This is a genomic window from Pelagicoccus mobilis, assembly GCF_016595505.1.
GTDB lineage: Bacteria > Verrucomicrobiota > Verrucomicrobiia > Opitutales > Opitutaceae > Pelagicoccus > Pelagicoccus mobilis.
Map to the genome: position 1 here is coordinate 99,086 of NZ_JAENIL010000009.1, position 13,388 is coordinate 112,473.

The following is a 13,388-nucleotide window of genomic DNA, read 5'->3' on the forward strand; positions in this document are numbered from 1 at the left end:
TCGGAGATCTTTCTAACACAACAGAACATACTGATCCTAGAGTTGGATCAAATGAGCTACTATGGAAACAGCGAGCCAAGCAACTGTCCTTGATCAAGAGGCAAACCATCACGAATCAAATAAAGGAGCGTTTATGGTATTGGCGCTGCTCTTTTTCATGTGGGGATTCATCACCTGCCTGAATGACATTTTGATCCCATACCTGAAAGCCGTTTTCGAGCTGAGCTATTTTCAGGCGATGCTCGTACAGTTCGCATTCTTCGGAGCATACTTCGTAGGATCAGTCGTCTACTTCATCGTCTCTTCCTCAATTGGAGATCCGATCGCCAAGATGGGGTACAAGAACGGGATCATACTCGGACTCGTCATCTCCGCTACCGGCTGCGCCCTATTCGTTCCCGCAGCAGCCTATCACGTTTACGCGTTCTTCCTCGGAGCCCTGTTCTGTCTCGGCATTGGATTAACCGTTCTGCAAATAGCGGCTAATCCTTATGTCGCCATATTGGGTAAACCTGAAAACGCCTCGAGCCGTCTAAATCTCGCCCAAGGCTTCAACTCGTTTGGTTATACGATCGCTCCAGCGATTGGTGGATACCTCATCTTCAGTTTCTTTGGAGGAGAAGGCGTAATCGGTTCGGACGCACTCAAGGTACCCTATCTCGGCTTAAGCGCCCTCTTTCTGCTACTCGCCTTCTGCGTCAAACTCTATTCCTTGCCGAACCTAACGGAAGGCCAGCACATTGAAAAGGGCTTGGCTGTTCTCAGGTATCGACACCTCGTGCTCGGAATTATCGCTATCTTCATGTACGTCGGAGGAGAGGTTACAGTGGGTAGCCTCTTGGTTAACTTCTTCGGTCTACCTGAGATCGCGGGGCTTAATGAACATGAGGCCTCCGCCTACCTATCTCTTTTCTGGGGCGGAGCCATGATCGGACGCTTTCTCGGCGCCATCTCGTTGAGCGACATGCAGGACAGCCGAAAGATGAAAATCATGGTCGGAACCGCTGCCGCCACCTTGCTGGTTATCTATCTCGTCACCTATCTCAACACCGGTATTTCGTTTCTCGAGATCTGGCCTTTCGTTCTTTTCATTTTTCTTAACCTCTTCGCATTCAAGCTTGGACAGTCAAAAGCGCACCGCACCTTAGCAGTCTTCTCGGTCTCGGTCATGGTCCTCCTTGCCCTTGTGGTAACGACAACAGGAGCTGTCGCCTTCTGGTGCGTGATAGCGATAGGCCTCTTTAACTCAATCATGTGGTCAAACGTATTTACCTTGGCGATACGTGGGCTCGGAAAGCACACCAGCCAAGCCTCCTCCCTCCTGGTCATGGCGATCCTAGGGGGTGCGCTCGTACCCTTAGCTCAAGGAGCACTCGCCGACATCGCAGGCGTGCAATTGTCCTTCGCCCTCCCAATAATCTGCTACGCCTATCTCTGCTATTATGGCGTAAGTGGATACAAAATACGCTCCTCGGACTTCGCGCAAAAAGGAGAGAGTTAAATTTAATCACAACCGGAGAATCAACATTATGAGACTTGAAAACAAAAAGGTTGTCGTCACTGGAGCTGCATGCGGGATCGGCAAAGCGATCGCTCAACGTTTCGCCCGCGAAGGAGCAACGGTGTGCATCTTGGATATTAACGATGGCGAAGCAGCCAAAGTGGTTGAAGGAATTCGCGAGAAAGGTGGAAACGCTCACGCCTTTCATTGCGATGTCGGCGACTCCGCTGCAGTCGGAGCGGCCTTTGACGCTGCCCTTGAAACGATGGGAGGCATCGACGTCTTGATCAACAACACAGGAGTCATCCGCCAATCTCCCGTCATCGAGACTTCGGAAGAGGATTGGGACCATATCATAAAGACGAATCTAAAGAGCGTCTTCCTCTGCACTCAACGGGCTTTAAAAGAAATGGTAGCAGCTGGAAATGGCGGGCGAATCGTAGGTATTTCAAGTATCCACTCCGTATTGAGCGAACCGAACTGCTGCCACTATACGGCTTCGAAAGGCGGCATGGAATCCTTCTTGCGAACAGTGGCCACAGAGATGGCTCCTCACAAAATCACAGCTAACTTCATCCGCCCGGGAGCGACCTACACGGAACTGACTGTACCGATGTACACCGAATCAGTCAAAAACGCTCTCTACAAACGAGTGCCTCTAGCTGAGATCGCAGAAGCTTCTTGGATAGCGAACGCTGCCCTCTTTTTGGCAAGCGACGAATCACGCTACATGACTGGCCAAGATATCACCATCGATGGTGGATTCGTTATGGATGGGTCGCTTCCGGATGCGGAATATTGGGAGGAGTAAGCAGAAGATGGCTTCAAACAGCGAACGAGAAGAACTGATCGACGTCTCAAGTATCCACATACAGTCTGATGAATTACGCTCTTGGGGCATATCCTGCCTTGAAGCGATGGGCGTACCATCTGCTCATGCTGAGATAATAATTGAGGGGCTCGTAAACACGAGTCTCTGGGGAATCGACTCTCACGGGATCGCTCGCTTACCCCACTATCTGAATAGACTGGAAGCGGGCTCTCTAAACCCTTCCCCTGAAGTCAACATCGAGAGTACCGGTCCCTGCTCATCCAATGTCAATGGCGACCATGGGCTCGGTATCTACGTCATGCACCGAGCTGCGGAAGAAGCGATCCAAGTCGCTCAAACCAACGGTATCGGCATTGTTGGAGTACGGGAATCGTCGCATTGCGGAGCGATCGGCCTATACGGGAGAATGATTGCCGAACAGGGATTACTAGCAATCGTCTTCACTCACTCCGATTCCTTTGTAGCCCCACACAATGGATACAAGAAATTTCTCGGAACCAACCCGATCTGCATTGCGACGCCGAACAAAAACGGCCCGCCCGTTTGCCTCGACATGGCAACCAGCGCGATCCCCTTCAACTACATCATGAACGCCCGCAACGAGGACCGTGAGATCCCATCAAACGTTGCGTATGGAATGGATGGGGACGAAACCACCAACCCACATGAGGTCACGAGTTTGCGTCCAATGGCTGAACACAAGGGTTATGCGCTCGCCATGATGATCGACTTAATCTGCGGACCACTCAACGGCATGCCGTTCGGCTTGCACATCCCCCAGATGTACAACGACCTCGAGCACAAGCGGCATCTGGGATCTTTCCTTATGGCCATTGATCCCAATCGTTTTTTTGGAGGAGAGTCCTTCTCTACCTCAGTCGCGTCTATGGCTAATGAAGCCCGCCAGCAACCGTCAAAGCGACCAGAAGAACCGGTTCTCGCTCCCGGAGATGATCAATACGCCTCGAAAAAGAAGAGGCTCGAGACCGGAATTCCAGTAGAGGCAGGTCTCGCAGCCCAGATGAAAGAATGGTCAGCGAAGCTGGCAGTTGAATTGCCAGCCGGAATTGCAGGCAAATAAACGGCACACCATTATCGAGCCAACCTCTTCAAACGAGCTAGCCCAAACGCGAGAACTACAAGCAAAAGCGTCCACAAAACAACGCTTCCGTTCCCAGACTCCACTCCCGCACTATGGGAATGAGGCACCGCTGAAGAGTGAGCAAACGCAGTTGTCGCAATAGAGCAGATTGCAAGTAGTAGAGAAATTTTAGGCATCTTCATTTTAGGACTTTCGTATCCAGTTTTTAGTTTTGTTGATATTTTCTCACAGGGAGATCACCCGTGATCTTGAGCTCGCGACGTAGAAGCCTTCCACCTTCCCCCGTGAGCCAAAGGTAGTGGTCATCGGGAACAACCCCGTAATCAAGGAAACGGGATTCGCCCACAGGAGGGTCTTGATCCACTTTTAGGATACAAGTCCCTTCGTCGACCTCATCGAACATGGCAATGTAAACCGTCTCGATCCCAACTCTAGCAATCGTCTCGAACTGCGACCAAAGAAACGCTCCCTCTAAGCGAGGAATTTGATTGTAGGTTGCCGTAGCTACCCTGCCCTTCTTCAAATTCCCCCAACTAAACCCAGGGAATGCAACAGGCAGGTACTCGATCCCACGCTCTTCGCACCAAGCGAAGTCTCCCTTGTAGTAAAGCTCCGCCTGCAGAGCCGCTTGACGCGGAGTTCTGTAGCGCCCGACGCTCCAAGGACTAATCACATCCGCCAATTCAAAAATGGGATGCGCATCTTCGATCGCTAGGGCATCGCGTTCTCCAGTACGCCATGCGTAAGGAACCCCCAGCATCACAGAACACCCGCCAAACTCAGGATCGTTCTTCAAAAACTCAACCAGTTCCCTACACTCCTCCAAAGTATAGCGACGATCTTCGCTCGCAAATCCAACTCCCCAAATGGACACCAGAGGCTTTCCGTTAACCGTCATGTAATTTGGCTCGTCCGTCACCTTCATCAACCCCTTCAAACGCTTCCAGTCTTCAATGACGAGATCCCGGATCTCACCCTTTCTCAAGCCACTTAAGTCATACATCACCGCATAGCTACGACCATGCCGGCGGGCTCCAGTGCGAACATTGTCGAGAACGACGTTGCGACTCCCGTATCTGCCGGGCGAACGGAGAGCGACCCCAAATCGCTGGTAAAAGGCCCCGTCGATTCCGTACTCTTTCATCCAGGAAAAGTGGCGATCCACAGTATCCGGATGCATGCTAGAAATCACGTTTGCCACCCGACCGTCCTGGTGACGAAACTCCGTTGGGTACAGCTCAGTCGGCCCAGCGTCCTCCGTGTTATGCCAGAAATCGATAGCGGCTACGCCCGGCTCAAAGATCCGCTTCTTATTCTCGGATAAACCGTAGTGCATCCACTCGACGCCTCCACCATCACCTTTGGGACCAAACCAACCTTGATAGCCAGTCAGCACTTTGCCGCGCAATCCCTCCGAGTCGACAGGGGCGGCTGGAATCCCCTCATCAATCGGTTTCATGTCAGCGAATACCTCTGCAAAGTTCTCTCCAATCTCCACATAGAGAGGAGCTGTCGTGCTCGCGTTTTCGAACGTCGTACACGAGACCGCAAAAACCGCGATTAATGCCAATGCTGCACTATTAAAAATTCCCTTCATCAGTTTCATACTCCGCTCCGGCGGTTTCCTTACTATTTACAATATTTAGGCTCTGCGGTGCGTCGCAAGCGACGACCCTACAATATCGATTTGTAGGGCTGGCGCTCGCCGCCATGCCGCTTCAGCAACTCTCCATTTCACTCTGAAAACTCCCCAAACGGCCGCTCCTCGAAGGTCCTCAAATACTCGCTCAGTTTTGCTTTCATCGCTTCAACCACCTCAGGGTTCGAGGCCGCGATGTTCTTCTCCTCCATCGGATCGGCATGCAAATCGTAGAGCTGATCCTTGTCGAAATAGTGCGGATTCGTCTGGGCGGCGTGATAACCGAGGTGGCTGTTTCGAGTCAGGTAAGGTAGGTCGCGCTTCGGCCCCTGATACTCAGGAAAACGCTCACCGCGGGCGATCTGCTCCTGTACATGCTTGGGGTAGCGAACCGCGATGTATTTCCAACGCTCCGTCTTTACCCCGCGAGCATAGCCGATTTCAGAAAAAATCGTTTCGTGAATACGCGTCTCTCCATTGGAATCAAAAACAGGCGTCAGACTCTTTCCGTCCAGAGATTCACTATCCTCGACTCCAGCGACTTCGTAAAAGGTCGGGACCAGATCAACGAGCGAAACCAAGCCATCAAAACGGCTACCTTCCTTAACCTTCCCTGGCCATCTGACAATCATCGGCACGCGCATTCCTCCTTCGTGCAGAGTTGCCTTACCTGTTCTCCACGCCCCGTGATCCGAGATCAGAATAACCAACGTGTTTTCAGCCACACCTACATCCTCAAGCTTCTGCATGAGGGCACCCACTCCAGCATCCATCCAGCTCAAGTAAGCCGTATCTTCTGGAAATCCCTTTTCGACGACAGTCTCAACTAGCTCCGAACGCTCCGGCATGAAGGAATAATCATACTCTTTAATTCCTTCCGCCGTAATTCGCGGGTCCGCGTCCATGGAGTACTTGTACTTTCCGGTCTGCTTATCTTTCACCCAAGGATTAGGGCCGTGCGGCAACGTGGTCGAAAAGTAGAGAAAGAAGGGATCATCCTCTTCCTCAACCGTATCCAGAAATTGAAGCGCTGCTCGAGTCGTCCACTCTAGATTGTGCACCTCGGCCTCCCGATTGTACTGCTCCTTGAGGTTCGCCGTATAGAAGCCATTCACGTAATCCCAGCCAAACTTCTGCATCCAACCCGTCCATACGCCATTGTTGTGTTCCATCGCCGCTGACACCCTTGGGTCAAACGGATCGTCGTCGAGACCGTAAGAACGAAGCCCCTTCCGATCCCACCTCTTCGGTCCATGAATAGCGTCATGGCGGATCAAGTGCGATTTTCCAACAAAAGCTGTTCGGTAACCACCTGTTTTCAACACACGCGCAACATTCGACCGATCCTCCTCAAGCTCGATCACATTGCCGGGACGCGCCATTTCTCCCTTGGGAAACAACTCAAGAAAACGCGGCCCTTCGCAGCGACTCGCATACCGTCCGGTTAAAAACGAGTACCTCGACGGACCGCAAACTGGAGAAGCCGCATTCGCATCCCCGAAGATCATCCCCTCTGAAGCGAGCTCGTCTACGTGCGGCGAATACACGTTCGCTCCGTAGGCTCCCCAGGAGTCGGGTTCTCGCTTACCGGGATACGGCTCTGCAAACGGGCTCTGATCGTCTGTAACGATCAAGAGGATGTTGGGACGTTCCGCGTTTTCGGCGATTAGACTGAGAGCGGTCGCAAATATCGCGAGAATGATGGTAACTGTCTTCATCTCTAATGTTTGTAGGGTCGTCGCTCGCGACGCACCGCACCAGAAAGATCAAACCAACGCGGCGTGACGCAAGCGTCAGCTCTATAGCTCCATTTTTTCATCCTTTGGCTTATAATTGTCACCGTGGATACCTGCATCATTCCCGTGCCAGCGGATCCCATACTCTCCATCTGATTCACTTTCCGTTTTGTAGCCGTAATTTGCGTACGAACTCGTTGCCAACCAATCAAGCGTAGCCAGTTGCAACTCCTTTCGCCGAGCCACGAACTCTGGATCATCCCAGAGATTGTTAATCTCGTTCGGGTCTTCATCCAAGCGGTAATACTCACCGTAGGTTGCACCGATGTAGTGCACGATTTTCTCATCCTTCGTCCGCCGCATCACCTGGTAATTGTCTTCGCAATACACCGCAGTACGAGCCTTACAGGCCGCCCCCTTTAAATAGGGAGTCAGCGATCGGCCTTCTAAGCGAGTAGGAATCTTACCCCCTGCCATTTCTAGAATAGTCGGACCGATGTCCATCAGAGATACAAGATCATCGCTTTCCTGACTCTCCCCAAGACTTCGAAAATCTTTAATCATCAGCGGAACTCGCGTAATCGAGTCGTACATCAGCCACTTGTAAGCAGAACCATGATCTCCCAGCATTTCGCCGTGGTCGGAGGAAAATATCACGATCGTATTCTCCAAGTGCCCCGTCTCCTTGAGTGTATCCAAAACCTTCTGCACCTGCTGATCAACATAAGAGATCTTAGCGTAATAGTGACGCCGCATTCGCATCACATCATCGAGCTCCGCGTTGGGCATATCAATGCGAGACTCATGATCCGCACCCGCGTGAAAAGCACGAATAGCCGCTTGCTGGGGCGGCTTATTGCTTAGATCACTTGGAAAATCAACGGGCTCCGGCAGCTCGATTCCTTCGTACAAATCGACGAACTCTTGGGGTGCATCCCAGGGCTCGTGTGGACCGGGAAATCCCAATTCCATGAAGAACGGCTCATCATCCGTCTCGCGAGCCTTCAGCCACCCGCATGCAGCGTTCGCCGTAAACGCATCGCTATGCAAATGCTCATCCAAGTGCCATGGCACTCCTTGCCATTTCTCCAACCACTCGGGATCCGATTGGTGCCGATAGTTGGGACGCTCTTCGCCATGAAAGCTCAAGTACTTTCCCCAATCGTCATCGCCGTTCCCTCCCCAATTTCCAACGCTGGTCGGGTTCTCGACGACTACGCGCTCATGAAATCCACCCGATACATCACGCGGCTGGAAATGCATCTTCCCCACATTGATGCACCAGTATCCGCTATCTGCGAGATCGTCCACCCAAGTCCGCTGGTGTCCCCACTGGTTGAAACTGTAGGTCCCGGTATTGTGAGCGTACATGCCGGTGAAAATCGCAGCACGCGAAGGCGTACAGGTAGCCCCTGGGCAGAAGCAGTTTTTGAAAGACATCCCACCCTCGACCAAGGAATCCATAGCAGGTGTAGACATATGAGCATACCCCCAAGCTTTGATAGTATCCGCTCTTTGCTGGTCGCTCAGGATGAAAATGATGTTCGGCTTTCGCTTTTCCATTTTTGTGTAATACAAATCTGGCTACAGTGTTTCTGGCGTTCGAGCAATCAATTCCCTCGCTTGATTCCCGCGCTCGACTACCCTGAGCGTGTCCCCATCCAAACGAACCGATTCCACTCCTTCAAAGTCTTCCGGGAGTCGCATCAGAAAGTTAACATAAGAAAAGCGCTGAGTCTCACCCGCATCAATGAAGCGAAGAGCAGGCTTCCCCCAAACCGACCCTTTTTGATGGAGGACATCGGCTTCACGGTGTAACGGGGCAGTACCAAACTCAAGGCCCCGTGCCCAAGGTTTACCGTTTTTCGGTTCCCTCCACATGTGAATCCAAGGGAACTCCTCGGCACGCCAGACATAGCCGATGAGAAGGCGTTTCTCAGGATTGATGGCCGTTATCCAGCCAAATTCCTCTTCAACCAAGAATGACGTCAGGTGCGGCACTCGATCCGCACCGAGCCGACGCAGGTCGACCTCTTCTCTATTCACCGGAGCATAAGGCCACATAAACTCATTCGATTCTGGAGACATTGCCTTCTCGTTTTGCCTAAATCCCCTACCGCCGTTGCAGTCGACGATCACATTCTCGTCCAGAAAAGGGGCACCCAAGGAGGGATGCTGTACAAAATTGTAGAGACGGCTTAGCGGACGTACATTTCGAACCTTTTCCTGCACGAGAGCTACCGTACCCAACAACTCGATACTACGTTCGATTTCCAGTCCAGCAAGCGACAGCTCAGCCGACATCCGGGCTTGCCCCTTCCTTAGGGATTCGGATTTCCACAACATGCGAGACGCTTCCCCGTGAGTAAACATCCCCGCTCGCTTTTCGCCAGGACTCGGCGGTCCCCAGCGATCCAAACAGATAAAGTGTCCTTTCGGAATCGGATACCCGCTGACCACTCCTTCCTTTACCGGGGCTTTCCAAGAAAGCGGGTTCAGTTCATCCCCGCTCAGCGTAAACGACTCCAATGCTCCACCTTCCAAATCGAATACCAGCTGAGCCTCTCCGCTCTCAAGGATCAGACTTCTTTCTGGTTCCTTCGAGCAGGCGGATACGGAGAAGGCTAGAGTTAGCATAAGCAGAGTAAAACACATCGGGGGTGACACGTTCAGAATTCATCACATAAGGCAGAAAAAACACGCTCCCTCGAGTTAACTCGTAAACATACAAAGCCCTAGCAAATCACCTGAAATTGGAAAAAAGTGTCCTCATTACTTGGCCCCCATTTCCATATGAGTACCCTCTACGTCGGCTCCTACTCTCCCCCACAAAACGACGGGATACACGTCTTCCACTTCGACGGAAAAGACGCTTCGCTTCACCCTCTTCAGAGTGTGAGCACGCTTGGCAATCCATCCTTTCTCTGCCTATCTCCTAACAAGAAATTCTTGTACGCAGTCAATGAACTGAGCGAAAAGACCGGTGGCGGCCAGCTCTCGGCCTACGCTATAGAAGAAACAACGGGAAAGCTCCGTTTCCTAAACAGCCGACCCAGCCACGGGAACCACCCTTGCCATGTGAGCCTTTCGCAAAACGGGCGTTACTTGTTCGCGGCGAATTACGGTTCTCCCACCACTTGCATTTACCCGATCGCCACCGACGGCTCCATCGGCGAGAACGCCCTAGTACAAAGCTATACCGGCTCAGGGCCCAACAAGGATCGCCAATCCTCGCCTCACCCGCACTGCATCCTGCAATACCCCAATTCGAACTTCGTATACGTGAGCGATCTCGGATCCGACTCGATTCACCGGATCGACCTCAGCTCTGCCCAATCAACACAACAGCCTCCAGAAATTGCCTATCAAGCAGTTCCTGGAGCCGGACCACGCCACCTTTGTTTCCACCCGACACGCCCCTTCCTCTATCTCACCACCGAGCTGAGCAACACCGTTTGCACCTTGAAAGTCGACCAATCAAACGGACATCTTCGAGAGATCGCCCGTGATCACCTTTTGCCTCAAGACACTCCAGGCCCCAACAACAGCGCAGACATCAAGTGCCATCCCAACGGTAAGCACCTCTATGTTTCGGTAAGGGGTCACGACAGCATCGTCCAATTCAAAATCAATCGCAGTTCGGGAAGACTGAGTCACGCCGCAACTACCAGAACCCTTGGCCGGATCCCTAGAAACTTCACCATTCACCCACAAGGCAAGTTCCTCGTAGTCGGCAATCAGCGATCGAATGACATCCGAGCATTCGAGATCGATCCACAAACAGGACACCTCCAAGCAACAGGCATCAGCACCGAAGTACGCAACCCGTCCTGCCACGTTTTCAGAGCCTGATCTGGAGTTGACGAGTTAACTCTCAACGCAATTCACCAGCCTCCGGGATTTGTTCAACCTGTACAGTGCCCAAATCTATGCCCGAATCTGTACAAATCCCCATCCCCGAAGCAGCCACCCGTAGTGAGAAACCGATTACAATTCGCAAGGTAACAGCGATCGCGACCGCTCCGGAAGGCACCAATCTCATCGTCGTAAAGGTCGAAACCTCCGAGCCTGAACTCTACGGACTCGGCTGCGCCACCCTCGCCTACCGCCACAAGGCCGTGATCAGCGTCGTTGAAGATTATCTCGACCCACTCCTCAAAGGTCGAGACGTCGACAAGATCGAGGAACTCTGGGCCTTGATGAACCTAAACGCCTACTGGCGAAACGGCCCAATCGGCAACAATGCCATATCAGGTGTCGACATGGCACTTTGGGACATAAAGGGCAAGAGAGCGAATATCCCACTCTACAGTCTACTCGGCGGCAAATACCGCGAGGCTGCCGCCGCCTATCGCCACTCCTACGGTCGCGACATCTCGGAAATCGAAGACAGCGTTCACCATTTCCGAGCCATGGGCCTGAAACACATTCGCATCCAATGGCGAGGCTATGGTGGAGCGACAAACAACTATGGCGACGTTCCCCCAAGCACCCCACTCGGCGCCGAGAAAGGCATCTATTACGACCCAAAGGTCTATACTCGAAAAGCGCTCGAACTGATCGATCACGTCCGTAACATTTTCGATCAGGATCTGGAGCTCTTGCACGATGTCCATGAGCGGCTCCCCACCCCTCACGCGATCCAGTTCGCCAAAGACCTAGAGCCCTACAAGCTCTTCTTCCTCGAAGATCTAGTCGCTCCCGAAGAACCGGAGGAGTTGGAAAAAGTACGAGCCCTAACGTCGACCCCTCTCGCCCTCGGCGAACTCTTTGTCTCTCCTCTCGAATACGTTCCTTTGATCCAGAAGCGACACATCGACTTCATGCGCATGCATATCAGCTGTATCGGCGGCATCACTCCGGCTCGCAAGGCCGCGGCACTCGGTGAACTCTTCGGAGTGCGCACCGCCTGGCATGGTCCCCCAGATGTTTCTCCCGTTGGTCACATGGCCAACCTCCACCTAGACCTCGCTGTACCCAACTTCGGTATACAGGAATTCTGCCACTTCAACGGAGAAATCCACGATGTCTTCGATGGATTACCCGAACTGAAGGAAGGATACCTGTACTCCAACGAGCGCCCCGGAATCGGCGTCTACATCAACGAAGAAGCAGCAAAGGCGTACCCACCGATCGAAGACGTCACCCTCTGGACGCAGATCCGTCTGCCGGACGGTAGTCTGCATAGACCGTAGGTAATCGAGCGGCCAGACCACTTAAAGATGCCCTGTAAGCACACCGCCCCGACCTACAAAGCTTCAAACTGTAGGTCGCCGCGCTGAGGCGACACTTTCCAGCATCTACACTTTCTTTAACTCCACCTTGCGACCAACGATAGACGAGTTGTCGGCAACCATCTCCCGTGTCATCATTTCGGATACACAACACGAGATATCCGGATTCTGCAAAGCCCACAGGTAGGTCTTAGCGTGCAAAGAGACATCTTCTGAAATCGTCGTATTCAACTTGCTGGTCAGCCATTTCGGAGCCCAATCAACAGTCAGAACACGGGCAACCTTCATTGCCACGATCCCCATACCAATCGCCTTAGCCTTTTGGATAGATCGCTCGAGCGAGGCATGATTACCAATGTTGTACGCAAGCATCGCTCCATCGTAGTGCCCAAGTTCTATCGCTCTGTCTAAAATGCCAGCCACGTCATTGTGAGCGGATACAGCAGAGAAACGCATCTTACCCTCTGCCTTGAACTCTTCGAAAAATTCGCGGATGTTTTCGTCGTCCAACATTTCCGGCATCGCAACACCATGCGGGCAATGGAGCACGTCGTAGTAATCAAGCCCCATGGCTGAAAGCGAATCCTCCGCGATCTCCCTCATACGTTTCTTTATTCGCGGCTTCCAGCTCTTGAGACGTCCGTAGTCCTGAATCACCAAATGCCGTATGTAGGCCAAAAGGAACTTCTTATCCTGAGCTTTGAAATATTGGAAATGATACCCTGGTTTAGTAACGCCACGCTCTTCGATCAAAGCAGCAGCCCGCTTCTCGATCTCAGTTCGTTTCTCTCCGGGCAATCCACTGAGAATCTCCTCCGCCAGCTCTGTCATGAACTCGTCGTAGAAGCTGATCTTGCTGGATACAAAAAACTGATCCCGTACCTTTCGCTCCTTAAGATAGCGCCCTACAACTCGTTCGGACTGCCCTCTCTGATACTGCGGAGCCACGTCAATGTAATTGATCCCCTTCTCTAGGCCAAGATCAAGCACATCGAAGTACTTGTCCTCATCATCCCAACTCGAAGACCCAAAAACGATTTCGGATACCATCATTCCCGTATTCCCGAACATACGGTAGGCCATGCCCGCTTTACGGTTTCTCCACTCCGCTGCCAGTGGCTTGGCACGACTCGCAGCTCCGACACGAGGAGCATCCGCACCTTTCAAAATCTGGGGAGCAAGCGATACACCAACCGCTCCTGTTACCACTTTGCGAACAAAAGCTCGTCGTTCCTGTTTATCGTTTCCTCGCATATGTACTTTAAACGGTAGCGTCCACCGTCCTCAATGGACATTCTTAAAGCAAAGTCGCGTCAATGCCCCGACCGACAGAATGCTAAACTG

Annotated in this window: 10 protein-coding genes; 5 read left to right on the forward strand and 5 right to left on the reverse strand. The window is 52.4% G+C overall.

What is annotated here, in order from left to right; translation table 11 throughout:
• Window positions 1–61 precede the first annotated feature (61 nt).
• Genes JIN87_RS06380 through JIN87_RS06390 form a run of 3 tightly spaced genes read left to right on the forward strand, consistent with a single transcriptional unit; the run spans window position 62 to window position 3,414 of the window.
• Window positions 62–1,501, forward strand: a complete 1,440-nt coding sequence (locus tag JIN87_RS06380; protein WP_200354706.1) for a sugar MFS transporter — start codon at window positions 62–64, stop codon at window positions 1,499–1,501.
• A 28-nt stretch (window positions 1,502–1,529) separates the two neighbouring features.
• Window positions 1,530–2,312 carry an SDR family NAD(P)-dependent oxidoreductase gene (locus tag JIN87_RS06385; RefSeq protein WP_200354707.1) on the forward strand — a complete coding sequence of 261 codons (783 nt, stop codon included), beginning with the start codon at window positions 1,530–1,532 and terminating at the stop codon, window positions 2,310–2,312.
• A gap of 7 nt (window positions 2,313–2,319) precedes the next feature.
• Window positions 2,320–3,414 (forward strand): Ldh family oxidoreductase, encoded by a 1,095-nt coding sequence (locus JIN87_RS06390; RefSeq protein WP_200354708.1) that lies wholly within the window; start codon window positions 2,320–2,322, stop codon window positions 3,412–3,414.
• 226 nt (window positions 3,415–3,640) lie between these two features.
• On the opposite strand, the gene JIN87_RS06395 is transcribed toward JIN87_RS06390, so the two are convergent.
• From JIN87_RS06395 to JIN87_RS06410, 4 genes are all read right to left on the reverse strand, one after another.
• Window positions 3,641–5,032, reverse strand: coding sequence for a glycoside hydrolase family 99 protein (locus JIN87_RS06395; RefSeq protein WP_200354709.1), 1,392 nt, complete (start codon window positions 5,030–5,032; stop codon window positions 3,641–3,643).
• Between the two features lie 137 nt (window positions 5,033–5,169).
• On the reverse strand, window positions 5,170–6,792 hold the full coding sequence (locus JIN87_RS06400; RefSeq protein ID WP_200354710.1) for a sulfatase family protein: 1,623 nt from the start codon (window positions 6,790–6,792) through the stop codon (window positions 5,170–5,172).
• An 81-nt stretch (window positions 6,793–6,873) separates the two neighbouring features.
• Entirely contained in the window at window positions 6,874–8,373 is a 1,500-nt protein-coding gene (locus JIN87_RS06405) for a sulfatase family protein (protein WP_200354711.1), read from the reverse strand.
• Between the two features lie 21 nt (window positions 8,374–8,394).
• A complete protein-coding gene (locus JIN87_RS06410; RefSeq protein WP_200354712.1) occupies window positions 8,395–9,447 on the reverse strand; it encodes an aldose epimerase family protein in 1,053 nt (350 codons plus the stop codon).
• A 156-nt stretch (window positions 9,448–9,603) separates the two neighbouring features.
• Here JIN87_RS06410 and JIN87_RS06415 point away from each other — a divergent pair, with 156 nt between their 5' ends.
• Window positions 9,604–10,662, forward strand: a complete 1,059-nt coding sequence (locus JIN87_RS06415) for a lactonase family protein (RefSeq protein ID WP_200354713.1) — start codon at window positions 9,604–9,606, stop codon at window positions 10,660–10,662.
• Between the two features lie 77 nt (window positions 10,663–10,739).
• Window positions 10,740–12,005: an enolase C-terminal domain-like protein gene (locus JIN87_RS06420; protein WP_200354714.1), complete on the forward strand. Its 1,266-nt coding sequence runs from the start codon at window positions 10,740–10,742 to the stop codon at window positions 12,003–12,005.
• Window positions 12,006–12,110: 105 nt separating this feature from the next.
• Here JIN87_RS06420 and JIN87_RS06425 read toward each other — a convergent pair whose 3' ends face one another.
• The gene (locus tag JIN87_RS06425; RefSeq protein WP_200354715.1) at window positions 12,111–13,298 is read right to left on the reverse strand and encodes an aldo/keto reductase; all 1,188 of its coding nucleotides are present in this window, start codon (window positions 13,296–13,298) and stop codon (window positions 12,111–12,113) included.
• Window positions 13,299–13,388 lie beyond the last annotated feature (90 nt).